The sequence below is a fragment of the Chloracidobacterium validum genome, assembly GCF_018304825.1.
Classification (GTDB): Bacteria; Acidobacteriota; Blastocatellia; order Chloracidobacteriales; family Chloracidobacteriaceae; genus Chloracidobacterium; species Chloracidobacterium validum.
This window is the reverse complement of sequence record NZ_CP072648.1, coordinates 2,141,680-2,167,360: the sequence shown is the minus strand read 5'-3', so window position 1 is coordinate 2,167,360 and position 25,681 is coordinate 2,141,680. Positions and strand designations below refer to the sequence as shown.

21 protein-coding genes and 2 tRNA genes are annotated in these 25,681 nt (G+C 58.7%); 11 read left to right on the top strand and 12 right to left on the bottom strand.

Going from position 1 to position 25,681, the window contains the following annotated elements; genetic code table 11:
• Positions 1–19: 19 nt before the first annotated feature.
• From zapE to J8C06_RS09045, 3 genes are all read right to left on the bottom strand, one after another.
• Positions 20–802 (bottom strand): AFG1/ZapE family ATPase, encoded by a 783-nt coding sequence (gene zapE, locus J8C06_RS09055; RefSeq protein WP_211428381.1) that lies wholly within the window; start codon positions 800–802, stop codon positions 20–22.
• A gap of 141 nt (positions 803–943) precedes the next feature.
• Positions 944–1,837 carry an NAD(+)/NADH kinase gene (locus tag J8C06_RS09050; RefSeq protein WP_211428380.1) on the bottom strand — a complete coding sequence of 298 codons (894 nt, stop codon included), beginning with the start codon at positions 1,835–1,837 and terminating at the stop codon, positions 944–946.
• Between the two features lie 51 nt (positions 1,838–1,888).
• Positions 1,889–3,433: an ATP-binding response regulator gene (locus J8C06_RS09045; RefSeq protein ID WP_211428379.1), complete on the bottom strand. Its 1,545-nt coding sequence runs from the start codon at positions 3,431–3,433 to the stop codon at positions 1,889–1,891.
• A 264-nt stretch (positions 3,434–3,697) separates the two neighbouring features.
• Here J8C06_RS09045 and J8C06_RS09040 point away from each other — a divergent pair.
• Together J8C06_RS09040 and J8C06_RS09035 are read left to right on the top strand one after the other, a co-directional pair.
• A tRNA-Met gene (locus J8C06_RS09040) sits at positions 3,698–3,774 on the top strand.
• A 498-nt stretch (positions 3,775–4,272) separates the two neighbouring features.
• The gene (locus J8C06_RS09035; protein WP_211428378.1) at positions 4,273–5,661 is read left to right on the top strand and encodes a class II fumarate hydratase; all 1,389 of its coding nucleotides are present in this window, start codon (positions 4,273–4,275) and stop codon (positions 5,659–5,661) included.
• A 138-nt stretch (positions 5,662–5,799) separates the two neighbouring features.
• On the opposite strand, the gene ileS is transcribed toward J8C06_RS09035, so the two are convergent.
• A complete protein-coding gene (ileS, locus tag J8C06_RS09030) occupies positions 5,800–8,703 on the bottom strand; it encodes an isoleucine--tRNA ligase (RefSeq protein WP_343216850.1) in 2,904 nt (967 codons plus the stop codon).
• 98 nt (positions 8,704–8,801) lie between these two features.
• Here ileS and J8C06_RS09025 point away from each other — a divergent pair.
• Positions 8,802–8,874 (top strand) — tRNA-Lys (locus J8C06_RS09025).
• Between the two features lie 49 nt (positions 8,875–8,923).
• Here the strand turns inward: J8C06_RS09025 and J8C06_RS09020 are convergent.
• Entirely contained in the window at positions 8,924–9,541 is a 618-nt protein-coding gene (locus J8C06_RS09020; RefSeq protein ID WP_211428377.1) for a hypothetical protein, read from the bottom strand.
• A gap of 196 nt (positions 9,542–9,737) precedes the next feature.
• Here J8C06_RS09020 and J8C06_RS09015 point away from each other — a divergent pair, with 196 nt between their 5' ends.
• Together J8C06_RS09015 and J8C06_RS09010 are read left to right on the top strand one after the other, a co-directional pair.
• Positions 9,738–10,979 carry an ABC transporter permease gene (locus J8C06_RS09015; protein ID WP_211428376.1) on the top strand — a complete coding sequence of 414 codons (1,242 nt, stop codon included), beginning with the start codon at positions 9,738–9,740 and terminating at the stop codon, positions 10,977–10,979.
• A 52-nt stretch (positions 10,980–11,031) separates the two neighbouring features.
• Positions 11,032–12,285, top strand: coding sequence for an ABC transporter permease (locus tag J8C06_RS09010; protein WP_211428375.1), 1,254 nt, complete (start codon positions 11,032–11,034; stop codon positions 12,283–12,285).
• A gap of 82 nt (positions 12,286–12,367) precedes the next feature.
• On the opposite strand, the gene bioF is transcribed toward J8C06_RS09010, so the two are convergent.
• Entirely contained in the window at positions 12,368–13,546 is a 1,179-nt protein-coding gene (gene bioF, locus J8C06_RS09005; RefSeq protein WP_211428374.1) for an 8-amino-7-oxononanoate synthase, read from the bottom strand.
• Positions 13,547–13,664: 118 nt separating this feature from the next.
• Here bioF and J8C06_RS09000 point away from each other — a divergent pair, with 118 nt between their 5' ends.
• The 3 genes from J8C06_RS09000 to rsfS are packed head-to-tail and all read left to right on the top strand — an operon-like array spanning position 13,665 to position 15,764.
• Positions 13,665–14,600 (top strand): tyrosine recombinase XerC, encoded by a 936-nt coding sequence (locus J8C06_RS09000; RefSeq protein ID WP_211428373.1) that lies wholly within the window; start codon positions 13,665–13,667, stop codon positions 14,598–14,600.
• A complete protein-coding gene (gene nadD, locus J8C06_RS08995; protein ID WP_211428372.1) occupies positions 14,575–15,333 on the top strand; it encodes a nicotinate-nucleotide adenylyltransferase in 759 nt (252 codons plus the stop codon). Before J8C06_RS09000 ends, nadD begins: the two co-directional genes overlap by 26 nt.
• The gene (gene rsfS / locus J8C06_RS08990) at positions 15,330–15,764 is read left to right on the top strand and encodes a ribosome silencing factor (RefSeq protein WP_211428371.1); all 435 of its coding nucleotides are present in this window, start codon (positions 15,330–15,332) and stop codon (positions 15,762–15,764) included. The genes nadD and rsfS overlap by 4 nt, the downstream gene beginning before the upstream one ends.
• An 81-nt stretch (positions 15,765–15,845) precedes the next feature.
• On the opposite strand, the gene J8C06_RS08985 is transcribed toward rsfS, so the two are convergent.
• A complete protein-coding gene (locus tag J8C06_RS08985) occupies positions 15,846–16,757 on the bottom strand; it encodes a Uma2 family endonuclease (protein ID WP_211428370.1) in 912 nt (303 codons plus the stop codon).
• Positions 16,758–16,847: 90 nt separating this feature from the next.
• Complete coding sequence (folP, locus tag J8C06_RS08980; protein WP_211428369.1) at positions 16,848–17,795, bottom strand: dihydropteroate synthase; 948 nt, start codon at positions 17,793–17,795, stop codon at positions 16,848–16,850.
• A 92-nt stretch (positions 17,796–17,887) separates the two neighbouring features.
• Between folP and J8C06_RS08975 the strand changes: the two genes are divergently transcribed.
• On the top strand, positions 17,888–18,682 hold the full coding sequence (locus J8C06_RS08975) for an ABC transporter permease (protein WP_211428368.1): 795 nt from the start codon (positions 17,888–17,890) through the stop codon (positions 18,680–18,682).
• Entirely contained in the window at positions 18,654–19,703 is a 1,050-nt protein-coding gene (locus J8C06_RS08970) for a tetratricopeptide repeat protein (RefSeq protein WP_211428367.1), read from the top strand. Before J8C06_RS08975 ends, J8C06_RS08970 begins: the two co-directional genes overlap by 29 nt.
• A 20-nt stretch (positions 19,704–19,723) precedes the next feature.
• Here J8C06_RS08970 and J8C06_RS08965 read toward each other — a convergent pair whose 3' ends face one another.
• The 4 genes from J8C06_RS08965 to J8C06_RS08950 all read right to left on the bottom strand — a co-directional run bounded on the left by J8C06_RS08965 (position 19,724) and on the right by J8C06_RS08950 (position 25,302).
• Positions 19,724–21,391: an HD domain-containing phosphohydrolase gene (locus J8C06_RS08965; RefSeq protein ID WP_211428366.1), complete on the bottom strand. Its 1,668-nt coding sequence runs from the start codon at positions 21,389–21,391 to the stop codon at positions 19,724–19,726.
• A gap of 89 nt (positions 21,392–21,480) precedes the next feature.
• Positions 21,481–22,344 (bottom strand): bifunctional DNA-formamidopyrimidine glycosylase/DNA-(apurinic or apyrimidinic site) lyase, encoded by an 864-nt coding sequence (gene mutM / locus J8C06_RS08960; protein WP_211428365.1) that lies wholly within the window; start codon positions 22,342–22,344, stop codon positions 21,481–21,483.
• A 15-nt stretch (positions 22,345–22,359) separates the two neighbouring features.
• Positions 22,360–24,525, bottom strand: coding sequence for a WD40/YVTN/BNR-like repeat-containing protein (locus J8C06_RS08955; protein ID WP_211428364.1), 2,166 nt, complete (start codon positions 24,523–24,525; stop codon positions 22,360–22,362).
• A 75-nt stretch (positions 24,526–24,600) separates the two neighbouring features.
• Positions 24,601–25,302 carry an SDR family NAD(P)-dependent oxidoreductase gene (locus J8C06_RS08950; RefSeq protein ID WP_211428363.1) on the bottom strand — a complete coding sequence of 234 codons (702 nt, stop codon included), beginning with the start codon at positions 25,300–25,302 and terminating at the stop codon, positions 24,601–24,603.
• 77 nt (positions 25,303–25,379) lie between these two features.
• Between J8C06_RS08950 and J8C06_RS08945 the strand changes: the two genes are divergently transcribed.
• The gene (locus J8C06_RS08945) at positions 25,380–25,592 is read left to right on the top strand and encodes a hypothetical protein (RefSeq protein ID WP_211428362.1); all 213 of its coding nucleotides are present in this window, start codon (positions 25,380–25,382) and stop codon (positions 25,590–25,592) included.
• Positions 25,593–25,681 lie beyond the last annotated feature (89 nt).

Below are 25,681 nucleotides of genomic sequence, written 5' to 3'. Positions count from 1 at the left end.
GATAATGCGCTTGGTCCGCCTAGGACTGGGACTGCATCCAGAGACGCTTGCTGAAGTAAGTCTGGCGGTAGTCATCCCCCGACATCTGAATTGTTTTGCACATTTCGTAGAGCCGGGAACGCAACCGAATACCGATGCGTTCTTCGAGGGTTTCCTCGTAACGCTCAGTCGGATGATCCAAGTAATTGGATGTGATAATGGTGGTTTTCTGTTCGTTGTAGCGGGTGTTGAGAATGTGGGTGATGGTGTCACGTACCCACTCCGTCGCTTTGCCCGCCCCTAGCTCATCGAGAACCAGGACGTCGGTATCATAGACCGGGCGCAGCACGGTCAGTTCCGTGGTTTGCGTCTGCGGGTTGTATGTTTCTTGGATTGTTTTGAGCAGGTCGCGGAAGTCATAAAACAAACAGGGCACACGCTTTTGTTTCATCAGCGCGTTGGCCGTTGCGACCGCAAGGTGTGTTTTCCCAACACCGCACGGACCAAGGAACATCAGCCCAAGCCCCCGTTCGACCGGATAATCCTTGACATAGCGCCGGCAGGCCAGTACCGCATTGACCAGCGGCCGCTGCCGTTCGTCATTTGGGTTGAGGTGGAAGTTGTCAAAGCTGCTTTCGCGGTAACGATTGGGAATGCGCGCGCGATCAATGAGGTTATCCACGCCAACGCGACACTTGACGCACCGCCGCGAGCGGCGTCCAACCGGGTCATACTCAAAACCAGTCCCTTGGCAGACCGGACACACGTCAGGCGACTGGTCAGCGATGAGCGGCGGTCGAGGAAGTGGATCAACAAGCGACATCGTCGCAAAAGCCGGGCGCCGATCCAAAAGAGCGAATTCAAAGGGGTGCGGCGCAAGGGAAAAAGTCAACCTAGCAAAGATGCTTCATCTGAGTTTCCACGGGCGGCCAAAAAAAGCAAGCGGGCTGGTGAAGCCCAGCTTTTACCCATTGCCCCACTTGAGTTTATCGCGCAGAAGCCGGAAGTAGTCCTTGCCGGCCGGTTCAATTAGCTTCAACACCGAAGCGCTCTTGCGAATCAAAACACGGTCTTCTGGTTCGACGGCGCAACCGGTCTGCCCATCGAAAGTCAGAAAGACATCCTCCACATTGAACGGCCCGCGCTCCGTTGTCAGGCGCAGCTCGATTTCACTGGTATCGGGAACCACCAGCGGCCGGTTGGTCAGCGTATGCGGACAAATCGGCGTGATGACAATCGCCTGCATGGTCGGATGCACGATTGGGCCCCCGGCGGAAAGTGAGTAGGCCGTCGAGCCGGTTGGCGTGGCAATGATGAGTCCATCGGCGTGGAAAATCGAAACAAACTGCCCACCAATGCGACATTCAATCGGCACGAGCCGTGCCAGCATGCTCTTTGTGACCACGCAATCATTGACGGCCTGGGCCGTGAGTCGCGGTTCCCCCTGGCGTTCAACGGTGGCTTCCAGCTTCATCCGCACATCCGTGTGGATGTCTCCGGCAAAGATACGTTCCAAAGCCTCATAGACCGTCTCCGGCGTATATTCCGTGAGATACCCAAGGTAGCCATAGTTGACGCCCAGAACCGGAACATCCCGCGCTCCGAGCAAGCGCGCGGCATAGATCATCGTGCCATCGCCCCCAATCACCACAACCAGCCCTACCTGCGCCGCCAAATCACTCGAAGGAAGGACTGTCACGGTTGGGGGGAGCAGATGGGCGGACGGCGTCTCCCCAACGACCCGACACCCACGCCCGACAAACCACTCGGCTAGTGCCGTGAGGTACGCTGTGATGTCCGTCAGATGCGGTTTGACGATCAGTCCGACCGTTTCAAAGGCAACCATGGCTTGAGACATGTTTCTATGCGCCAGGCATCCACAGCGTGACGCGCCCTTGCGACAGGTGAGCTAGTTTGGGGATGAAAGCGTCGGCAGTGAGTTGTTGGCTGGCGTTGCCAGCACTTCCGATAGGTCGGTGACGACCCCAGGCGCGGCCGCCGGTAACGGTGGCGGCGCAGTCGCTGGCTGACCATCCGCCGGCGGTGCCAGCGGCAGGACAATCGAAAAAGCCGTCCCGACGCCGACCTGGCTCCGCACCGACACATTGCCGCCATGCGCCGCCGCGATTCGTTTGACGATGGCCAGTCCAAGACCGGTTCCGAGGTCTCGGCTGCGACTGGCCGCTTGATAATACGCATCAAAGAGGTAGGGCAGGTCTTGAGCGGGAATGCCCTCACCCGAATCCACGACGCTAAAGACAATGTAGGGGACGCCAGCGTCCACCTGCGTGCCTTCCATCAGGCGCGCCTCGAGCCAGATTTGCCCGCCATCCGGGGTAAACTTGACGGCGTTGGACATCAAGTTCGACAGTGCCCGATGCAACTTACCGGCATCCCCGACGATGGCCGGCAGATGATCCTCGCAACCATAACTGAACTTGATGGATTTGCGGCGGATCGCCGGCTCAAACTCCTCGCCGACCTGCTCAATCACCTTGGCGACTTCAAGCCGCTCAAGCGCCAGATTCATCTTGCCGGCTTCAAGTTTTGAGAAATCCAGGAGTTCTGACACGAGCGCAATCAGCTTCTCGGCAACTGCGCGCGCGCCGGTCACTAGTGGCAGGATGTCAGACTTCTTGGGACGTGGCCCACTCAACTCTTGCTCGATTAACTCCATCGTGGAAACAATCGTTCCCAGCGGAGAGCGAATATCATGGACAATGGCATTGGTGAACTCAGCCCGCAGCCGCTCCAGTTCACGCAGTTTTTCATTGGCGTCGCGCAGTGACTGCGCTTGCGTCCGTACCTGGACGTAGCGCCCCGCCCGTTTCAGCGCCAGCGAAATTTGTTCCAGCGCCCGCCGCAGGATTTGGGTTTCCTCGTTGTTGGAGGCGTCCTGAAGGGATTGAATGGCAGTGCTCAAGGAGGACATCACGTCCTGCCACTTGGCTTGTTCCTCGAGGTCGGCCAGGTCTGAGAACTCCGGCAGCGATTGCTCGCCAGTTGGGCGAATGAACCGTTCAATCCCATCCGCCACGGCCGACAGGTTGGCCACCATCTGCTGACGCTCAATCGCCCAGCGTTGGCGTTCCAGCATACGCCGGAGCTTGAGAATGAGTTCCTGGTGACGGAATGGAACCGCAAGTGCCTCATCGGCGCCGGCGTGCAATACCGACGGGACATCGTCATCGCGGGTTGCCATTGGACTCAGGACAATCACCGGCAAGTTCCGGAGCGCCGACTGTCCACGTACCCACCGCGTCAAATCGAGGCAGTTCTGATGACGCAGGGCAATATCCAGAATGAGGGCGTCGAATGGATAAGCCGCCAAACGCTGCTGCGCCTCATCACCGGTATTCACCAACTCAATTTCATAGCCGCTGCTCGTCAGCAATGCGCCAACCATCGCACCAAGCAGGTTGTCATCTGACGCGATGAGGATTCGTTCGGGCATGGCGTTTTCTTTTTGAAGGCACCTGATACGCTTGGGCCGACGCTCCCACCCGTGTAGAAACGCCTAGCGAGTGATCCCTGAACGAGTTTGCCAGCACTTGACAAGCTACTTGGCGATTTGGCTGACAGGCTAGGAACCAGCCACACCACTTGTCAAGGCATGGCTTGCGCTTCACGCTTGCAATTTATCGTTACCTAGGACAAGCTTCTGAAGCATTCTAAAAGCACTTGGCTGTATAAGCGGCTAAACTTGCGAAAGTCTTGTGGCGGCGTAGCTCAGATGGTTAGAGCGACGGATTCATAACCCGTAGGTCTCCGGTTCGATCCCGGACGCCGCTACCAAGCTGGCATGTCCATCACGTTCCAATACCCAAACGCGCGTTTCTTTGGAAATACCACGCTTGAATGTCGTCAGTAGCCTATGCTGACGGCTCTGGAGAATCCTCAGCGCCGATTTGTGATGGATGATCATCATCGCGCAATCCCCAGTAGGGTGGCGAGGTAATGCAACACTAAACACTCGCCGCCGGGAACTGCCAGAGCACTTCACGGCTGTCACCCAACACAACCTGAACTGCCGGCAATGGGAAAAGTGAACCGTTGATCCTGTTTGCCTTTGAGTCGTCCGCCCATCGTGAGCACTCATGATGTCGCGCACGACCCCATCAAGCAAGACAGAAGACACCCTGCGTCGGTCAACTGATGCCAAAGACGAAGCGTGAACCAAGTTCTCGCCCACGTTTAGCCCTACCGCGACGGACATTGAAAGCTGCGGCTGGCAACGCGCATACTTAGGCGGCAATGTACGAAAAGTCACCTTCTAGCATAAGGAGTCCTATCGTGACCGACGAGCAATTTCGGATTGAACGTGACAGCATGGGCGAGGTTCGGGTTCCGGCAACCGCCCGTTACAGCGCCCAGACACAGCGCGCTGTCGAAAACTTTCCCATCAGCGGGATTCGCTTTCCACGGCGCTTCATCGAAGCGTTGGCGCTCGTGAAATGGGCTGCCGCCAGCGCCAATCAAGACTTGGGGTTGCTTGCCCCGGCGCTGGCAGAAGCAATTGCCAGTGCCGCGCTCGAAGTCGCCGGTGGCCACCACGACGAGCATTTTCCACTCGACATTTTTCAAACCGGCTCCGGGACAAGCACCAACATGAACGCCAACGAGGTCATTGCCTCGCTTGCCGGTGAGCGCCTTGGCGGGCGCGTCCATCCCAATGATCACGTCAACATGGGACAGAGCAGTAACGACGCCATCCCAACCGCTATCCACGTCAGCGCATACTTGGCGGCCACGCATGATTTGCTTCCCGCGCTGCGCCACCTGCACGCCGCACTTGTTGCCAAGGCCGAAACCGTCTCTCACGTCGTCAAAACCGGGCGCACCCACCTGATGGATGCCATGCCCATCACCTTGGCCCAGGAACTCACCGGCTGGGCCTGGCAGATCGCCCACGGGATTGAGCGCATCGAATGCGCTCTGCCCCGGCTGGCCAAACTGGCGCAAGGCGGTACGGCCGTGGGCACGGGCATCAACGCCCACCCGGAGTTTGCCGCCCGCTTCGCGGCACGGCTTTCCGAGCGAACGGGTCTGCCCTTCCGCCCCAATGACAGCTTTTTTGAATCCCTGAGTTCCCAGGATGCCATCGTCGAACTCAGCGGCCAGGTCAAGACCGTGGCCGTCAGTTTGATGAAAATCGCCAACGATTTGCGCTGGATGAATAGCGGGCCCCAAGCCGGACTTGCCGAAATTCGGCTCCAGGACCTTCAACCCGGCTCAAGCATCATGCCGGGAAAAGTCAACCCGGTTATCCCCGAAGCCATGGCCATGGTGTGCGCCCAGGTTATCGGCAATGACACCACCATCACCATCGCCGGACAGTCAGGCAACTTTCAACTCAATGTCATGCTGCCGGTCATTGCCTACAACATCCTGCAAAGCTTGACCTTATTAGCCAATGCGGCGCGTTTGTTGGCCGACAAGGCCATTGCCAACTTCACCGTCAATGAGGAACGACTGGCCGCCCAAGTTGGACGCAACCCCATCCTGGTCACGGCGCTCAACCCGGTGATCGGTTACGAACTCGGCGCCAAAATTGCCAAACGTGCCTATGCCGAAGATCGCACGGTCAAGGATGTTGCGGCGGAAATGACCGACCTTGCCCCGGAAGAACTGGACCGCTTGCTCGACCCACGGGCGCTGACCGAAGGCGGCATCCGGCAGTAGCGGCGGCCTCTTGTCTCTGGTGGTCTTGGCAAACGCCACTTTCTGAGCTACCGGCTAAAGGGAAGGAAACGATTGAGGATGGCCGCGCGCCATCCTCTGTGCCGCACTGGCTCGGGCGCGAAGATGCCGTCGCGGGGGCTAGGCGGTCGTGCCGTCGGAACGACCAGACGGATACCAGCCCGCACGCACGTTACGGACGCACCGATGGCAGATGGTTGGAAAGGCTGGGTCCTCGCCAACCGTGGTTTCGTAATGCCAGCACCGCTCGCATTTGACACCGGGCGCGGGCCGTACCTGAACTGACAAGCCATCGGCATCCATTTGTTCCAGCGTGACCCGCGACACAATCAACAACAATGAGAGGGCTTCCGCGCCGTAGTCCGCCAAGACCTCGTACAGGCGGCCACCGGCCCGCAAGTTCACCTGGGCTTCAAGCGAAGACCCTAGGTCGCCAGCGGCCCGCGCCTGTTCGAGTTCCTTGAGCGCCGCCGAGCGCACGCCCAGCAAGGTTTCCCAGCGCGCCCGGAGTTCCGGCTGCGCACGCTCTGGATCGTAAGCCGGGAACTCGGCCAAGTGAACCGAGCCGACTTGGTTGCGCGTCAGCTTCTCCCAGGCTTCGTCGGCCGTGAACGCCAGCATTGGCGCGAGCAATCGAATGAGCGAACTGGCAATGTCGTGAAGCGCCGTCTGTGCTGCGCGCCGCTCATAGGACTTGGGAGCGTAGGTGTAGAGCCGATCCTTGAGAACATCGAAGTAAATGCTTGAGAGCTGGGTCGTGCAAAAGTTCAGAAGCGCCGTGTAAGCTGCCTGAAAGGCATATTGCTCATAAGCGGTGCGGACGCGCCGCGTGAGTTCGTTGGTTTCAACCAGCGCCCAGCGGTCGATCTCAAACAGCTCGGCAAACGGAACGGCGTCGGTTTTGGGATCGAAGTCCGAAAGGTTATTGACGAGGTAGCAGAGCGTGTTGCGCAGCTTGCGGTAAGCGTCGCCAATCCGGGCCAAAATCTCTTCCGAAATGGGCGCGTCGTCCGTGTAATCCACGCTCGCCGTCCATAGGCGCAACAGGTCAGCGCCACCGGTTTCGATGAGCGACTGCGGCTCGATGACATTGCCCTGGCTTTTCGACATTTTCTCGCGGTCCTTGTCGAGAACGTAGCCGTGGGTAATGACAGCACGGTAAGGCGCATGACCGCGCAACCCCAAACTGACGACAAGCGAAGAATTAAACCAGCCGCGATACTGATCCGAACCCTCGATGTACACATCCGCGGCCGGCTCATCGGGTGTTGCCAGTCCGGCGCGTTCCATGGTCTGCCAACTCACGCCCGAATCCAGCCACACGTCGAGAATATCCATCTCTTTTTCAAAGTCAGTGGCGCCGCAGTGTTCACAGGCAAAACCAGGTGGGATGAAATCCGTCGCCGGCCGCACGTACCAGGCATCCGCGCCTTCCTGAGCAAAGACCTCCGCCACGCGCTCCATGAAGTCCGCCGTGGCGTGAACCGTTCCACAGGACTGACAACGCAAGGCAGCAATTGGCACGCCCCAGGCACGTTGGCGTGAAATGCACCAGTCGCCGCGGTTGATGAACATGTTGCGCATGCGTTCCTCGCCCCAGGGCGGAAGCCACTGCACCCGGGCAATTTCGGTAATGGCACGGTGGCGCAGGTTGGCGGCATCCATCGAGATGAACCACTGGGGTGTTGCGCGGAAGATCGTCGGTGTTTTGGTACGCCAGCAGTGCGGGTAACTGTGGGGATAATCCTCGACAAAAACCAGTTTGCCGCGCTGGCGGAGCAGCTCGATAATGCCTGGGTTGGCGTCAAAGACCTGTTGTCCGGCGAAATGCGCCACCTCATCGGTGTACACGCCGCGCTGATCCACCGGACAGTATGGCTCCAGGCCATAACGCTTGCCGATGACGAAATCCTCCATGCCGTGACCTGGGGCAGTGTGGACGGCTCCGGTTCCGGCTTCGAGCGTGACGTGTTCGCCCACCATGAGTCTGGATTCCCGGTCCAGCCAGGGATGGCGGGCAGACTTGCCGTCCAGCGCCGCGCCCTTGAAGGTCGCCAGTGTCCGCAGGTGTGTCCACCCAAACTTCTGCGCCAAGTCGGGCAAAAGCTTGGCGGCAACGATATAGGTCTTGGCGCGGCTGGTTTCGTCGCCGTCGGCCGCCGTCGGAATTTCCACCGCCACGTAGTCGAAATCCGGGCCGAAACTGATCCCAAGGTTGGCCGGGAGTGTCCACGGCGTGGTCGTCCAGATGACAACGGCGGCGTCACGTCCGGCCAGTTCAGGCGCGATTGCCGCCGGATCGGTTACGAGCGGAAAAGCGACGTAGATCGAAGGGTCAACGACATCCTTATATTCGAGTTCGGCCTCGGCCAGCGCCGACTGCGCGCCAAGCGACCAGTGCACCGGACGTAAACCGCGATAGACACTGCCCTGCCGCACAAAAGCCGCCAAGGTTCGCAGGATGTCGGCTTCATAGTCGTAACTCATCGTGCGGTAGGCGTTGTTCCAGTCGCCCAGGATACCCAGGCGCTGAAAATCACGATTCATCTGGTTGATGTGGTGCTCAGCGAAGGACCGAGCCTCACGCCGGATGATGAGCGGCGTCAGGGCAACTCCCTTGGCGGCCAACTTACCTTCAAGTTCTTTGACAACCTTGGTTTCAATCGGCAGTCCGTGACAGTCATAGCCGGGGATGTATGCCGTATCGAAACCCATCATGGCGCGCGACTTCACAATGAAGTCCTTGAGAATCTTGTTGAAGGCCGTCCCCATGTGGATGCGTCCATTGGCATAGGGTGGACCATCGTGCAAGCGGAAGACCGGACGACCAGCCCGCGCCTGACGCAGCTTCCCGTACACGTCAGCTTCAAGCCAGCGTTTGAGCCGCTGGGGTTCGGTTTGGGCCAGATTGCCCTTCATGGGCAAGTCTTTGGAAGGTAAGTTGACGGTCTTTTTGAGATCAAAAGTCATCGGCAAGCTATGGGCATCGAGCAAACATGAAAACGTATTCGAGCGTTCGCGCATTATGCGGAACGTCTGCTCATTGAGCAATGCGCTCAGGCAAGCCCGCATTGACAGTGCGGCGACATTTCCGTACCTTAGCCGCTTGCATTGTTGCGCGCGGGCCGTTAGCTCAGTCGGTAGAGCAACTGGCTTTTAACCAGTGGGTCGCAGGTTCGAGTCCTGCACGGCTCATTCTTTTCGGAGACAAAACACGGCAGGTGCTACCCTGCCGTGTTTTGTCTTAGTCGTGATCTCGCAGTTCACCACCATTGCCTAGCGGGTCGTCGGTCGGGAGGTCGGTGAGGGGGCGCAACGCAAAGGTTGTGGTCGGGTCATCAGCTTCAGCGGCCAGCAACACCAGCGCCCCTTGGGATAACCGCCACACAAGGTCAATGTCCGTGGCATCCACGTCGGCCGGGTCGCCGTACTGTTTCACAAAAGCGTCAATCACGTGGTTTTCGTCATCGGCGAGGTTCGGGTCGGTAAGGTCTGACAACTGAAATATCACACTGTGAACGGTTGACTGCCCGAGCCGAGACGTCACCGTGACCCGGCAGCGGCCGCTGCCTTTCCCAAAGGTGACCGGCAGGACGGCGGTCAGAACCTCTTGCTCGCCTTCGACTTGCCAACGGCGCTCGACGCGCGCGTCGGACAGCAGTCGCTCGGCATCTTGCCGCGTGAGTGGCGGCTGTCCGGCCCGTTCGCGTGAACCATCGAACTGGGGCCAAAACCGCTCCATCAGACTAAATAGATCAATCGTTGGCGCTGGGGGCGATGCCGGTTGGCAGCCATTGCAAAACCCAAGGCTGAACCAGGCCAGCCACACTACCAACAGTCGCCGATGCGAACGGATGACCATGCCGAGCTGTTCCTCGCCACAAGCCAGGCTGGAAACCTGGGTTACTGATTCTTTGCTTGTACGCCGAATCACAGACGATGCGCAACGCCTGGCAGGAATCTGCCTTGCCCAAATATTTGCCGGAACTCACCGCCCTTCGCCAACGTTTCGCATTGGCGATACGCATGGCTCATCTCCTAGCGCACCGAGGTTTCTGATGTCCACTGGCGCGATGCCCTTTCGTGAGGCGGTTCGGCTGGCCGTCGAAGCCTTGCGTGCCCACAAGTTACGAAGTTTTTTGACGCTTCTCGGCGTCGTTTTTGGCGTCATGACGGTCGTGGCAGTGGCCGCCGTGATTGAAGGGATGAACATCTATGTCGCCCAGACCATGGAGGACGAATTCGGTGCCAATACGATCATTCTCGACCGGTATGGCATCGTCCTTGGGCTCGATGAATGGCTCCGCGTCCAGAAAAACAAAATCATCACGCTAGACGACTACCGTGACTTGCGCGAACGAGCGAATCTGGCCCAGGAAATGGGCATCCGGCTGGACCAGTCTATCCCCTACCTGCGGCAGGGCGGGACAGAACTGACCAATGTTTCGGTCATTGGTTATTCGCCAACCATCCCGGCGATGGGAGCAGGTAACATCTCGGTCGAAGATGGACGGTTCATTGTTGAAAGCGACGACGAAAACCGTGCCAACGTCGTTTTCGTCGGCTACAAAATCCGTGAGAAACTCTTTGGCGGCGCCAACCCGGTTGGACGTGAAATACGCATTCTGGGCGAGCCGTTCCGTATCATTGGGGTCTCGAAGGAACTCGGTTCATTTTTAGGAAATGACCGTGACACCTTCATCGTTGTGCCACCATCAGTCCACTTGCGGATGTTTGGGCCCCGCCAATCACTGGCTATTGTCCTACAACCTAAGCCAGGCGTTACGCTTGAGGCCCTTGAAGATCAAGTCCGCGGCATTATGCGCGCACGCCATCACTTGCGACCGGAGCAGCGGGATGACTTTGCCTTCATTGGTGCGGATGCGCTCAAGGACCTGTGGCGCAACCTGACTGGAATGATTGCCGTTGTGGCACTCGGCGTCGTCTCCATTTCGCTGGTGGTGGGCGGCATCGTCATCATGAACATCATGATGGTGGCCGTCACTGAGCGAACCCGTGAAATCGGCATCCGCAAAAGCTTGGGCGCTCGGCGATGGGATATTCTGTCGCAGTTTCTGGTTGAATCCTCACTTTTGTCCGGCACAGGCGGCGTCTTGGGATTGGCGATTGCCTGGGTTGGACTGGTTATTGCCGGGCAGTTTGGGCTGCCATTTGCCATGCCCATCTGGGCAGTTGTTCTGGCACTGGTCGTTTCAACTGGGGTTGGGCTGATTTTCGGTATCTACCCGGCCTACCGGGCCGCCAACCTGGACCCGATCGTTGCCCTGCGTAACGAGTAAAGCAATCTGCCCCAACCCTAAGCCAACTTCCCGGTAAGGAAGAACATTCACCATGTGGTTTTACAGTGTTCGAGAAAGTATTGGGCAGGCCTTTGCGACGATTGCAGCCCGCAAGTTTCGGTCACTTCTGACGATCCTAGGGGTCATCATCGGAACGACCTCCGTCATTTTGGTGTCGTCGGTGGTCACCGGACTTGAAGCAAGCTTTGCCGCCATGGTTGAACGCTTCGGGACAAACACCGTTTTTGTCTCCAAGTTTGACTTTGGCGGCCCACGCGACCCCACCTTTGAAGAACGTCAACGGAAAGACTTGACGTATGAAGATGGGCTCGCAATTGCCGAGTTGCCAAGCGTGGCGGCCGCCACCGCCTCGCTGGGTAAGTGGCCTGGTGGTCCTGATCCACCTATTTTGAAATACCGTGACCGCCAGGCGAATAGTCCCGTTCTGCGCGGCGGAGACCCGGCATTTCTCGAAGCCCGCAACATGCAGATGCTCACCGGGCGCTACTACACTGATGTTGAGAGCCGACATGGCGTGCCGGTCGCCGTCATCGGCTACGACACGGCGGAGACACTCTTCGGGACGACGGAAGCCGTTGGAAAAGAGTTAACCATCAACGGGCAAATCTTCCGGGTGGTTGGCGTTCTTGAAAAAAGTCCGGCGCGCGGCATGTTTCCCGGCGCAAACTGGGAAGACAACTGCGCCATCATTCCACATGCGACCTTTCGGCGACTTTATCCGCGGAACAAGAACTACATTATTGTCGCCAAGGCCAAGGATGGACAGCTTGACCGCATGGTGGATGACATCACGCGGCTGTTACGCAAGCGACGTAACGTTCCATTTTACAAGGCCGATGACTTTCATCTTTCAACCCCAACGGCTGAGAAAGAAGGTTTTGGGAAAATTACGCTCGTGCTGGCCGCCATTGTCGTCCCAATCTCCGGCATGGCCCTCCTCGTTGGGGGCATTGGTGTCTTGAACATCATGCTGGTCTCCGTTACGGAGCGGACGAAAGAAATCGGTACGCGCCGTGCTCTGGGTGCGCGCCGACGTGACATCATCATGCAGTTTCTCATTGAAGCCATGTCACTCACGGGACTCGGTGGTTGTATTGGTATTGTGGCCGGCATCACCATCAGTGCACTTCTCAATGCCACGGTTCCAGTCCTACCGTCCAGCGTTTCAATGTTCTGGGTTATGGTGGGATTTGTTATCTCGGTCAGCATCGGCCTCATCTCTGGACTCATTCCGGCCATCAAAGCGGCTTACCTCGATCCGGCTGAAGCCCTCCGCTATGAGTGACCCACGGAACCGGTGCTGCTCTGGCGGAGGCTAAGAATGGAACCAAGCGGCAAGCGAGTGGACTGGGTTCAGGCTGGTGACTTCACGCTGGCGGTCGGCAAATAGCGCGGATGGCCTTGGCCACAGCCCCAATTTGGGCTTCGGTATGGGCAGCCGTAACCGTTAACCGCAGGCGGGAAGCGCCGGGCGGGACGGTTGGCGGACGGATGCCAACCACATAGAAACCCGCGTCCTGGAGTGTTTGCATGGCGTACATCACGGCTTGTTCGCTGCCCAGCACAACCGGGAAGATCGGCGTCGGCCACGTCGGCGGGAGACCAAGCGCTGTCGCCATCTCAACGATATTGGCGCGCAGCATACGGACCAACTGATCGCTTTCCTGTAGCAAGCAGACGGCTTCCAGCGCGGCGGCAACTGGGGCTGGGGGGAGGGCCGTGGTGAAGATAAACGGCCGCGCCCGATTCGTGAGTAGCTCAATAACCACTTCGGGCGCGACGACAAACGCGCCAAAGCTTCCAAGCGCCTTGCTTAGTGTTCCCATGGTGATGAGTGGATGATCGGCTGATGCAACCGTAGCCGCCAGACCGCGCCCATGCGGGCCTAGTACGCCCGTGGCATGGGCTTCGTCAAGCACCACCCAGGCCCCAAAGGCTTCTGCCAGCGCAAGCAACTCATCGAGTGGCGCAACGTCACCGTCCATTGAAAACACGGCTTCGGTGACAATGAGCTTACGGCGTGCTCGTGGATGCTCGGCAAGTTTGGCGCGCAGGTCATCCACATCGTTGTGCCGATAGACGACGACGGTAGCACGGCTCAAGCGGCAGCCATCGATCAAGCTGGCATGATTGAGCGCGTCGGAAAAAATCACATCCCCGGCACCAGCTAAAGTGGCCAACAATGCTAGGTTAGCGTGATAGCCGCTGTTGAACAGCAGCGCCCGGTAGCCCGGCTGACCACCGACCTTGAAATCCACCAGGGCAGTTTCCAACGCACTGTGCAGGGTCAGTGTGCCGCAAATCAGGCGGCTGGCCGTCGCCCCAACCCCCCAGGCGGCTGTAGCGGTCTGTGCCGCAGCAATGAGACGCGGATGGGTCGCTAAACCGAGATAGTCGTTGCTGGAAAAGTTGAGCCACGTCCGATCCTCGCGCACAAAGGTTACCGTTGGTGGCGACTGAGCTGCCCTCAACTCACGCCAGCGGCCAGACGCCCGGATGGTTTCCAGTTCATCTGCAAGTTCAGTTTGAAGCGCAAGCAGGGACATGATGCATGATAGCCATCTGGGTAGCAGGGCAAGGCAGTCGCCATTGCCGAGCACGCCATCAGTCACGCACAATAGCAAAACGACTTGGGAAAATGGATAGGGAGGAGCTGAAAGCCGGATGCCGGATGTGCCAACGTTGGCCGACTACATCGAGGACTTCAAAAAATTTCTGATGTACGAGCGGAACGCCTCGGCGCACACCTTGCGGTGCTACCTTGGGGATTTGGAACAGTTTCATGACTTCTTGTGTCCACCAGATGCGCAAGGTACTCGGCGCGCGGTTGATATTCACGACATTGATAACATCACCATTCGCGAGTATCTGACCACGCTGTATGACAAGCGGAAAAAGAAAACGTCAATCGCGCGCAAACTAGCCACCCTCCGGGCTTTTTTCCGCCATCTCTGCCGGGAGGGGGTGCTTGAACTCAATCCGGCCCAACTGGTGGCATCACCCCGTTTAGAGAAAAAGCTACCGAATCACCTTACTGTCGAAGAGGCCATGCGGTTTGTCGAGATGCCCGACCTGGAAACCGTTCTGGGCAAGCGCGACCGAGCCATTTTGGAGATGCTCTACGCCACCGGCGTGCGCGTTTCGGAGTTGGTCGGGATGAACCTCGAAGACATTGATTTCAAAAACCAGTGCGTCAGGGTTCGCGGCAAGGGACGCAAAGAGCGCATCGTCCCGTTCGGCGAATATGCCTCCAAGGCGCTGGAACTTTACTTAGGCGTCCGTGGGCAACTCCTCGCGCACGCCCCAGAGGATAAGCGTGAACCCAACTGCGTGTTTTTCAACTACCAGGGAACACGGCTCACCACCCGCTCCGTTGGTCGGCTGATTGATAAGTACATTCGCCAGTGCAGCGACCTGCACCACATCAGCCCGCACAGTCTGCGCCACTCGTTTGCCACGCACCTGCTCGGAGCGGGGGCCGACCTGCGTGCTATCCAGGAGTTGCTCGGCCACGCCCGGTTGACGACGACGCAGCAGTACTTACACGTTTCAACCGATCGCCTCATGGAAGTTTATGACCGGGCGCACCCAAAAGCCTAAGCCGCGGACGACACCACTCACCAGCGCCCCCGTGCCGACTGCCACACCGCGCCGGCGGGTCGGCTTGCTGGGCGGAACATTTGATCCGATTCATTACGGGCACTTACGGCTGGCGGAAAGTTTGGCAGCTATTTTCAACTTCAATGAACTGTTGTTCATTCCGACCTACAGCCCCCCGCACAAGGACTTCGACCGTGTGACGTCAGCCTACCACCGTTATGCGATGACGGTGCTGGCGACGCTCCAAATGGACATTGCCCGCGTTTCGATGGTCGAAATCTTTGCCCCGGAGCGACCTTACACGGCCGACACGGTGGCGACGTTTCGGAAGTCCTATGGCCCAGACGCACATTTGTTTTTCATGATGGGCGCGGACTCATTCGTGAGCCTGCCCAAGTGGGAACGCTATGAAACCCTGCTGGATAGTTGCCATCTGATTGTCATGACCCGTCCGAAGTACGAAGTTGGTGATCTGGCGACCCTGGCCGAACGCTACGGCACGCGGCGCGTCATTGACTTGCGTGGCGGCCGCGCAAGCCAGCAAGCCGTCACCAGCAACCTCGACGCTGGCATGCATGTCTTTCTGACAGATTTGTTTGCCCTGGATGTCTCGGCCACCGACATTCGCCAGGCCGTGAGCGAAGGGCGCTCGATTGCGCGCTTCGTTCCGCCGCTGGTTGAGCGGTATATTCATGTATATGGACTTTATTCAAACGGACACCACACTCGATGACGAACGACACTTCACCGACTTCGCTAGCGCATAACGTCGCCAGCCAAACCGAGCGCACTCCACCCAACGTTGAAGACCGCCGCGTGTGGAAGACCTTGCATGCCTTGCAGGAAAAAAAAGGCGTCGCGCCAATTGTGCTTGATATTAGCGAGCTGACGTCCTTTGCCGATTACTTTGTGATTGCCACCGGCACGTCGTCGCGCCACGTACAGGCATTGGCCGATGAAGTCGAAAAGCAACTGGCAACGCTCAAGGTTTATCCACGGCACATCGAGGGCTACGCCGATGGCGAGTGGGTTTTGATGGACTACGGGGATGTTATCGTCCATGTCTTCACGCCTGAGCAACGGGAATTTTATGGACTGGAGCGCCTGTGGAGTGACGCTGGCAAGCTTGTTATCCGTGAGGATGCGCCATTGCCGGTTATGTAGTCACACCCTTACCTGACCGTTCCCTCTGCAGGAAGCATGACATCCATCGAGGACGGCACGACCCACCTCACCGCTTTTGAATCACACTGCGTCTGGGTCCAGTCCTAGGGCGCGCAGCTTCGCCGCCAGGCGTTCTTTCTCCGCGCGTTCTTGTTGCTCGCGCGCCAGGGCCGCTTCCTTCGCCAATCGCTCCTGCTCGGCTTGCCGCCAAGCCGCCTCTTTCTCGGCACGCTCATGTTCTTTCTCAGTGCGCTCATGTTCTTTCTCGGCGCGCTCTTGTTCAGCTTGCTGCCAAGCCAGCTCTTTCTCCGCTCGCTCACGTTCCTTTGCTGCCTGCTCCGCCTCCGCCCGCTCCTCGTCCGTGGCAAGCCACCGCCCTTCCGCGTCGTAAAACCTCACCCAGTCCCCCTCCAGCCGCTTGAACCGCCCGCGCCAAACCCCGATCCCCAACCCGGCTTCCGGCAGCCACAGCCGCCCCTCCCCACTCGTCACCTCCCGCAACCCAACCCCGTCGTGCCGGAAAAATCGCACCTCCGCCGGCCGCCGATGGTGATTCACCGTCACGTAGTACGGTACTTTCAAATGCCGCTCATACACCTCCCACTTCGTCGGGCCGTCCTGCGCCGGCAACGCCCCCCGGCCAAGGTCATTCCGCGTCGTGCCGGGCGAAAGTGCCTCCACGATGATGAGCGGCGTGGCCTTTTCCTCCCACACCACGAAGCTTGTCCGCTGCCGCCCCTCGCGCAGCAGCGGCACATCCACGACGCCAAACCAGTCGGGACGCAAGCCGTGCAAGGTCGGCTGCGCCTGGTAGTAGAGATACATGTCCAGTGCCGAGAAGTAGCGGTCGGGGAGGAACTTGGGGGGACGGAAGGTCTCGATGAGCAGGTAAGCCAGGAAAGCGTGAAACTCGTCAGGCAAGGCTTCCTCTCCTTCAAACTCGCTGGGGAGGTCATCCATGGTCGGCAACGCCAACTCGTATGAGGCGGACATGGTCGGGGCTCCTTTCGCAGTCGAAGTATTGGCTTTCAGCCGCGCCCTGCCAAGCGTAGCAAAGTTTGCTGATTCCTTTGCCGAGAAACTTCAAGCGACCGACTCGCCCGAATCACTTTTTTCGAAACCCGCCAAGCGATCTTTGGTCGCGTGGGTTGCTTGGCGGATGGCATCCACCAAGGCAAGACTTTCTCGCATCGCGGCGACATCATGAACGCGAACAATATGCGCCCCCCCGGCGGCTGCCAACGCTACGCTGACGGCGCTTCCGAGTAAGCGCGTGGATGGCTCAGGTCGTTGCGTGACGACGCCAATGAATGACTTACGCGAGGGCCCAACCAATAATGGACGGCCAAGCCTGGATAGGCGCGGCAACCCGCCAAGCAGGAACAGGTTGTCGTCCAGCGTCTTGCCAAATCCCAGCCCTGGGTCGAACACGATGCAGTTCGGGTTGATACCGGCCGTTTGGGCGACAACGAGGCTACGGCGGAAGCTGGCTTCAACATCGGCGAAGATGTCAAGCACTGGCGAAAGTCCGTGAAGCTCACCGGGCCGACCGCGACTGTGCATGATCACCACCCCAGCGCTGTGACGCGCAATGACTTCGGGCATGCGCGCATCAAAACGAAAGCCTGAAATGTCATTGACAATCGAAGCGCCAGCCTTGAGCGCTGCATCCGCTACCGAAGCCTTGTAGGTATCAATCGAAAGTGGAACGGCAATCGTCCCGGCCAGGGCCTCAATCACCGGCAGGACGCGCGCCATTTCATCCTTTTCGTCTATGGGTTGAGCACCGGGGCGCGTGGATTCGCCGCCGACATCAATGATGTCCGCGCCAAGCTCGACCATCTCCCGGGCGTGGTTTACGGCAGCTTCGTGGCTCGCATAATGCCCTCCATCCGAGAATGAATCCGGCGTGACGTTGAGAATCCCCATCAAGCGCGTGGTTGTGCCCAGCGCCAGTTCGCCATCACGCAGCCGCCAGTTGAATGGTTGACGGTCTGTAACGACCAGTTGTTCCTGAATCTTGTGGGTCATCGGCTTGCCGTTGTTCTATGCATGCGAATAATTTACGCCTAACTATAGAACGTAGATAAAGAGTTCCTGGCGGCTTAGGGCAGGGGGGCAGAGTGAAACAGATTTCAATCGTCGCACTCAATACTTTCCGCGAATCGGTACGCGACAAGGTTCTTTATAACTTGGTTGTGGCGGTGCTCATCCTCATCGCCGCCTCACTTCTTATCGGCGAGCTTTCCATCAATCAGGAACGCAAGGCGATGGTGGACCTCGGCCTGAGCACGCTCCTGCTGTTTGGCTATCTCATTGCCGTCTTCATCGGCACCGGGCTGGTTTACAAAGAAATCGAACGGCGCACGATTTACACCATCTTGTCAAAACCTCTGCATCGCTACGAGTTCATTCTTGGGAAGTTTTTTGGTTTATCGCTCACGCTGTTGGTCAATTGCGCAGTCATGCTTGTGGCCTTGATTGTGGCGCTGTTTTACGTGCGACGGCCAACCGACCCATCGCCATTTGGTATTATCCCGGCGGCGTTCTTGCTCTACGTCGAACTGCTGTTGGCAACGGCGCTGGCGCTGCTTTTTTCATCGTTTACGACACCGGCGCTGGCAACGCTCTTTAGCATCGTAAGCTACTTGGTGTGTAACTTCACGCCTGATCTCAAGCTGTTCGCCGATGTCCTCAACGTTGAAACCTATCCGTCGCTGCGTGTGACCCAGGTCGTTCTCTGGGGGCTTTACTACCTGCTCCCCAACCTCAACAACTTCAACTTCATTACTCGTACGGCGCATGGCATCCCCATCACCAGCGCACAGCTTGGCCTTGCCTGCCTGTATGGCGTGGTCTATCTCGGTATTCTGCTCTCACTGACGATCTATGTCTTTGAACGACGCAACTTCAAATAGCTCAGCCAGAACGAACGAAGAACGCCGCCGGGCTTACCTGTGCTGGGGCGTCATCCTGGTTGGGCTGACCTGTCTCTACCCACTGCAAGCCCGATTCGATGCGACGTTTCAGTCCAGTCGCGCGGTTGAGGAAACGCTTTACATCCGCTCTGGTGAAACGGTACGACGCTTGTCATTTGGATTTGACGGCGTTGTATCCGACCTTTACTGGATTCGTACCGTGCAGTATTTCGGTCGAAAGCTGACGGGTGGGCTGACCGGCGAGGGGGCCGTGGATTTCTCACGACTCTCCAAGGATGACATGCCGATCCTTGCGCCCATGCTTGACATCACAACCACCGTTGACCCGAACTTCGTAGCGGCTTATCGAACCGGGGCCATTTTTCTGGCGGAGTTCGATTACGATGCGGCGCTGGCACTGTTGCGCAAAGGGATTGCTGCGCAGAAGGACCAGAAAACGCTATTCCGCATGTGGTCGGATTACGGCGCCATCTGCTGGCGCGCCAAGCGCTACGATGAGTGCGCCGAGGCCTATCAACGCGCTTCTGAGCTGGCGTTGGGTTCAAAGGATCGCGATTGGACAGCCGTCATGGTCGGCGCGGCCAAAACCCGTGGCGGCGACCGACGGACGTCATACTTACTGTTTCAGCAGCTCCGTGATGAAGCCGAGCATGAGGGTGCGCGCTTGGGCGCTGAGTGGCGACTCCAGCAACTGACATCGCTGGATGAGCGTGAGTTCATGACCCGGATGATTGCTCGCTTTCGGGAAATTCACCAACGCAACCCAGCCACGTTCAGCGAGGTGTTCCCGCTCATCGCCGAGCATCGCGCTGAGGCTTACGATGCGCTTGGGCGGCCGCTAGCGCTTTTTCACGAGGAATTCTCGCGGCGCTTCAGCCGCTATGACCGCCTGCCGCTTGATCCAAGCGGTGAACCCTACCGGTATGACCCAGTGCGCGGCTGCATTGGACTTGGCGCGGCGTCCAGAGTCGCGCGCGATCTGGAAGAAGCTTGTCCCTAGTGGTCGTTTTCGACGCAACCTCAGAGCAGAACCGGGTCCATAGAGACCGTCTTTGGGGGAGCTACGGCCATCGTCGTATCTTCACTGGGAGCGGTCACTTCGCCTGTGATGTCGCCTACCTGCTGGACAGACTGTGCGCGGCGCGCTTCGGCTTCAGCACGCTTTCGTTGGTTGGGTAGAAACTCATTCACGACAAACTGCTTGAGCGCGGCGACCACCCGTGGGTCAAACTTTGATCCGGTACTTTCATCAATGAGTTCGAGAACCTCTTCAATCGGCATCGGTTCTCGGTAGTGGCGCTTGTGGGTGAGCGCGTCGAAAAAATCGGCCACGGCAATGATCCGCGCTCCGATTGGGATCTCATCACCTTTCAAGCCAAACGGGTAGCCACTGCCATCCAGGTTTTCGTGATGCCCGGCTGCCACGAGGGGCAGGTCTTGCATCTCTCGCGTGAAATGAATCTTTGACAAAATGTCAAAGGTGTTTTTGGCGTGGTCGCGCATGTGCGCGTACTCTTCCGGCGTCAACTTGCCCGGCTTGCACAGGATGGCCTCGCGCGTCCCGATTTTACCGTAATCGTGCAGCAATCCGGCGTAGTAAATCCGTCGCCGTTCGGCTTCGGACAGATTCATATACTTTGCAATCGAGCGTGAATAGCGGGCTACCCGCGCTGAATGGCCAGCGGTCAGGTCATCGCGGGCATCAATCGAAGCCGCTAGCGTCGTCACGAAGCTCTGGAAAGTAATTTTCTGCTCTTCCAGCAAGTAAATGTTTTCTAACGCCAACCCGGCCTGCCGCGAAACCGCCATCAAAAATTCAAGCTCTTCATCTTCAAACGTTTTCTTGGTCGTCAGATTGTCGAGGTAGCAAACGCCCCACGTCCGGGTCGCCGAGCTGATGGGCGCGCACATCACCGACCGGATAGACTGAAAAATGATACTTTGCTGACTCGCGAAACGGGCGTCATTGCGGGCGTCAAGGCACAGTTCAGCCACGTTGCCCTCATAGACGCGATGCACAATTGTTTGACTCGGCGAAACCTGGGCGGCATCCCCATTCCGCAACCGCGCTGCTTGCTGGCGTAGGCTGTTGTCCTTGGGATCGGCCAGTAAAATCACACCCCGCTCGGCCGGCAGCAAGTCAAACAGGAGCGTCAGAAGCTTTTCGGCCAGTTCCTCACGGGTTGTAACGGCCAGGATCGCGCTCGTGATCTCGTAAAGCGCCTTCAAGCGATTGACGGTCGCGGCGTTGGTTAGATTTGCGGCGCGAATCAGCGAGGTATTGAGATAGCGCGTCTGGGAGTGGTCAATCACCGACATCACCTGGTGGGGGTCGTTGCCTTCCGGCTGCTTCGCGTCCTGATTGACATACTCAAAAATCATCTCCGCCCCAGCCATCTTGCGGCCGAGGGATAGCCGGTCGGCATTTCGTAACCGAGACTCTGAAACCCGTTGGTCGTTGACGTAGGTTGCCCCGGTGCTGCTTCGGTCCACCAGCACTGCTTGCGTGCCGTCAAACCGCAGCTCGACGTGTAGGCGCGACACGTAAGGGTCGTCCAACTGCAAATCGTTATCGGCGAGACGCCCAATGCGAAAAAGTGGTTTATTCAAAGCCAGAACGACTTCTTTTCCAGCCGCGTCTCGATACTTGAGCGTTCCCCAGGCCGCATTGGTTGTTTGCTGATCCATACGAAGCACCCTGTTTTCCAAAAACGGTTTCCGTTGCTGACCATCAAAAAACTTCGGGGGTTAGAAATAAGTTCCGAAACCCTAGCACATCAACTTCGGGCTTGTCGTGTGGTCTTGGCACGCGGACGCTGGCACTTGGGGCAAAAGTAGGTTGAGCGTTGCGCTTGGCGGATTCGGGCAATGGGCGTTTCACACCGCACACATGGTTCGCCTTCCCGGTCATAAACCAGCAGGGCTTCGGCAAAGGCAGCGCCAAAATACTGGCCGGTGATGTTTTCTGGGTTCACATCAATGGTGCTGCCCGCCTCAATCGCTGACTCAAGTAAGATGCGGATGACTTGCCACAGGTAATCAACTTTCGCTTTGGGAATAGCGTTGGCCGGCGTCAGAGGATGGATACCAACCGCAAAAAGTGCCTCCGCCGCATAGATATTGCCGAGTCCGGCGACGCGGGTCTGGTCAAGCAAGACCTCCTTGATCGGGCGCTGCGTACCGGCGAGCGTGCGCCGTAGGTAGTCGCGAGTGAAATCCGGTCCGAGCGGCTCCGGGGCAAGGTCGCGGAGTTCCTTAAGCTGGTGAAGGCTATCCGTTGGCGCGAGGCGCATGATGGCAAAATGGCGCTGATCCTGGAATGCCAACCAACGGTCATTATCAAGCTCAAATCTGGCATGGATGAACTTGGGCAAGGGCGCGGTCGGCGCAACATAGAGAAAACGCCCGGCCATCCGTAAGTGAATGACCAACGTGTGTGCATTGTCGAGGTGCAGAAGCAAATGTTTGCCCCGGCGGCCAACGTCAACAAAGGACGCGCCACGCAAACATTCGGCAAATGATTCCACCGACTGCGGCGCGACAAGCCGTGGGCGAGTCACCACCACGCGCACAATCTGCCGCTGGTTGAGGCGTTGCCGTAGCTCACGCGCAACGCCTTCCACTTCAGGAAGCTCAGGCATGCCGAAGAAAGATGGTTACTGGCTGGCCGACAGCGGCGCAACGCCGGGGATCGTGGCAATCATGACCCCGGACGTCACTGAGCCAGCATAGACGCGCCCGGTCGTAAAGGGGTCAAATGCCGCCGCCCACATCCGGCGTCCAGGCAAGACGGCCCGCTGGTCGAGGCGGTGAAAAAGCTGCCCACCATTGACGGAAAGATATAGCCCCCCACCCTGGGCATCACCAATCAGGACTTCGTCGGCGTTGCGTGGGTTGAACCGAATGACAGCAATATCGCCAAAACCGATGCCGCGGGCGAGTCGTTCCCAGGATTTGCCACCGTCTCGGCTTAGGTAGGCCGTCCGGCGCGTGCCGACCAGGATGGTTTCTGGCTGGCGTGGGTGAATGGCAATTTCCTGGACACAGGTCGCATCCTTGACGGCTTTCATCGGTAGGTCGGCCCGCTGCCAAGTGACGCCGCCGTCTGAACTCATCAGCAAACCGTCTGAAATCCCGGCAAGCAAGACATCCGGGTTGCGGGGCGACACGGCAATCGAGAAGAGCCGTCCGCGATAAGCACCTAGATTGATTTTTTCCCAGCCCTTGGCTGGATTATCCGTTCGGAAAAGACCATCCCAGGCAGCGGCATAGAGCCAGCCTTCTCCCGTGGAGGCTAGCTCCACAACATGGCCTTTCAGCCGCTGCCGGAGGACCGTTCGGCGCGTGGACGGACGCGCTGCCACTTGGCGTTTCTTGGCAGCCGGGCGTGGGCTAGGCGCGGTTGTCACCGGGGCAGGTGGGCGGCCGCCTGGTGCCACCGGCGTTGGCTTCCAGGTTGCGGCCGGGTTGGCCGGCTGCCAGAGGCTTCCGCCATTCTCCGTGAAAAAGACGCCATCGTTCGTTGCCGCATAGAGGCGGCGCGAGTTACCAACGGGCGCATGGAGGCCATACACATCGCGTGCGCCAAGCCCCTGCGAAGCCGGCTGCCACGTTTGGCCCAGATCGGTTGAGACATAGACGCCACCTTCGGCACCGTTGAACATCACGCTTGCAAACAGCCGTCCGCGCTGCATGCTGTCTGCCAACAGCCCGGAGACGCGCCGCGCAACAAATCCGTGGTTGAAGGGCCGAAAGGTAGTTCCGCCATCCTCGCTGATGAGAACCCCACTATTTTCCGTGCCGACGATGACTCGGTCGGGGGCCGTGGGGTGAACGCGAATCTCGTTGATCGTCGTTGTCGAAGGCAGCACCTGCCGCCAGGTTTCCCCGCCATCCGTGGTACGCCAGAGGCCTTCGGTCGTGCCGGCAAAGATTTCTCGCTCGCGGGTTGGGTGCGGGAAAATGACGTGTGTCCGACGGGCGCTCGAAGGAATGCCCTTGAACTTTGTCCAGTTACGCCCGCCATCGAGGCTCCGGTAGATGCCACTGCACGCGCTGCAATAGACGCGGTCTGGATCAAAGTTGTCAATCGCAATGCTGAAAATATCCGAATCTTCAATCAACTTTGAGGTCTCACCGTGGATGAACGTCCAGTTATTCCCACCGTCCACGGTCTTCCACGGCAAGTACCACGTGCCGACATACACCGTATCGGCACTGCGTGGATCAATTGCCACGGACTCGATATTCCGAATGCCGGTCTGGTCAGTTGGAGAAAACCGCGCCCAAGTTTCCCCACCATCCGTGGAACGGAAAGCTCCACTGCGCGAACCGGCCACCAGGACACTGGCATTGCCTGGCGCAAGGGCAAAGGCCCGGACGGATTCGTGCTTCAGGACAGCCCGCCAGGTCTCACCACCATCGGTGGATTTGTACACGCCGCCTTCGCGGTCATTTTCAAGCACCCAAACGGCGGCATAGAGCGTGTTGGTTGCCGTTGGGTCAATCGTGATGCTTTCGATGATGTACTGCGGGCGATTGAAGGTCGGTAGCCACTGCCAAGTCTGCGCCCCATCTGTCGTCGCGTAGATTTGCCCGTCTGCCGTCCCAATGAACATGCGCTTCGGATTGGTTGGGTCTTGCGCCAGGGCGCGCACCGTCCCTCCAAAGGGGCCGGTGACCTTCCATTCGGTTTGCGCAGCAAGCTCAGATGTCAACCCCGGCGCCGGCGTCTCCGCCGCGGCCAACGCCCTGCAAGCTGGCGCAACCGCCCCGACAAGCACGCCCCAGAGCATCAACACCACAGAAAGCAACTTCATCATTTTCTCTCTTTTACGTTAGGACATCGAAGTTTTTACACGAAGTCAGGTGACTATAGCATGCCGCTCAGGCTCAAGCTACACGTTGGGCTTGATACCCAGTCGGTAGCCCGCATCCACAAACAGCGTTTCGCCCGTCACCGCGTCAGTATCGAGCAAGTACAGCAACGCCCGCGTGATGTCGTCCGGCGTGACGCCCTGGCGAGCGCCGGTCAGGTCAACAATCCCCGGCGCAATGGCATTGACCTGGATGACCGGCGCAAGGGCTTTGGCCAGACCTTCGGTCAGCATGATGAGGCCGGCTTTCGAGACGTTGTAGTGAACGTAGGCCGACCACGGACGCACGCCCCCAACACAAGCCAAGTTGATGATCTTGCCGCGCCCCTGCGCCAGCATCAGTTTCGCGGCCCGGCGCGCACACCAGAAGGGCGCGGTCAGGTTGACGGCCAACGTCTGCTCCCAGTCGGCATCAGTGAGTTCGAGCACCGGACGGCGCTCAAACACGGCAGCGTTGTTGACCAGAATGTGAAGCGTGCCGAACCGCCGTTCGACCGCCGCGAAGAGCGCGTCCACCGCCGGGGCTTGCCGCAGATCGGCTGAAAAAACTTCAACCGTGGCCCCGGTGGCGCGCAACTCGGCCGCTAGGTTTTCGGCTACCGGCCGCGACCCATGGCAATGGAGCGCGACCTGGACGCCCCGTACCGCCAGCGCGCACGCCATGGCCGCCCCCAAGCGGCGCGCGCCTCCCGTTACCAAAGCGACACTTCCAGTCAACTCCACCGTACGTTTTTCCCTAGTGCCGGCGTCACTTTTGGCAAGCCGGTCAAGCTATGGCATGGTGTGGGAACTTTGCTGCCGTGGAACAAGCTACGCCGATGACGCCAGAAAAGAAACCTCGTCGTCCACTTGGGGGCTGGCTTCTCCCGTTGTTTTTCATTCTGGTGGGCGCGTGGTACATCATCGAGTGGGGAACCACCACCCCTCGAACCCTCACCTTCCGTTTTGGCGCGGGAGTCGTCCTCGTGCTTTACGGCGGATGGCGACTGGCGCGCTTCTGGCGGCATGGATAACAACGCGGCCGGTGCTTGCCTGCGCGGCGGGAATGCCACCACGCAGGCAAGCCAGTGTGTCACCAATACCCGTTCACCAACGCCCTGGG

Coding starts and splice junctions, on each gene's coding strand:
- rsfS (WP_211428371.1), top strand. CDS start 15,330: ATGACGAACGACACTTCACCGACTTCGCTAGCGCATAACGTCGCCAGC.
- mutM (WP_211428365.1), bottom strand. CDS start 22,344: ATGCCTGAGCTTCCTGAAGTGGAAGGCGTTGCGCGTGAGCTACGGCAA.
- J8C06_RS08970 (WP_211428367.1), top strand. CDS start 18,654: ATGTCTTTGAACGACGCAACTTCAAATAGCTCAGCCAGAACGAACGAA.
- J8C06_RS09010 (WP_211428375.1), top strand. CDS start 11,032: ATGTGGTTTTACAGTGTTCGAGAAAGTATTGGGCAGGCCTTTGCGACG.
- J8C06_RS09045 (WP_211428379.1), bottom strand. CDS start 3,433: ATGCCCGAACGAATCCTCATCGCGTCAGATGACAACCTGCTTGGTGCG.
- J8C06_RS09020 (WP_211428377.1), bottom strand. CDS start 9,541: ATGGTCATCCGTTCGCATCGGCGACTGTTGGTAGTGTGGCTGGCCTGG.
- folP (WP_211428369.1), bottom strand. CDS start 17,795: ATGACCCACAAGATTCAGGAACAACTGGTCGTTACAGACCGTCAACCA.
- ileS (WP_343216850.1), bottom strand. CDS start 8,703: ATGCGCGAACGCTCGAATACGTTTTCATGTTTGCTCGATGCCCATAGC.
- J8C06_RS08965 (WP_211428366.1), bottom strand. CDS start 21,391: ATGGATCAGCAAACAACCAATGCGGCCTGGGGAACGCTCAAGTATCGA.
- J8C06_RS09000 (WP_211428373.1), top strand. CDS start 13,665: ATGCCGGATGTGCCAACGTTGGCCGACTACATCGAGGACTTCAAAAAA.
- J8C06_RS08955 (WP_211428364.1), bottom strand. CDS start 24,525: ATGATGAAGTTGCTTTCTGTGGTGTTGATGCTCTGGGGCGTGCTTGTC.
- zapE (WP_211428381.1), bottom strand. CDS start 802: ATGTCGCTTGTTGATCCACTTCCTCGACCGCCGCTCATCGCTGACCAG.
- J8C06_RS09050 (WP_211428380.1), bottom strand. CDS start 1,837: ATGTCTCAAGCCATGGTTGCCTTTGAAACGGTCGGACTGATCGTCAAA.
- bioF (WP_211428374.1), bottom strand. CDS start 13,546: ATGTCCCTGCTTGCGCTTCAAACTGAACTTGCAGATGAACTGGAAACC.
- J8C06_RS08985 (WP_211428370.1), bottom strand. CDS start 16,757: ATGTCCGCCTCATACGAGTTGGCGTTGCCGACCATGGATGACCTCCCC.
- nadD (WP_211428372.1), top strand. CDS start 14,575: ATGACCGGGCGCACCCAAAAGCCTAAGCCGCGGACGACACCACTCACC.
- J8C06_RS09015 (WP_211428376.1), top strand. CDS start 9,738: ATGTCCACTGGCGCGATGCCCTTTCGTGAGGCGGTTCGGCTGGCCGTC.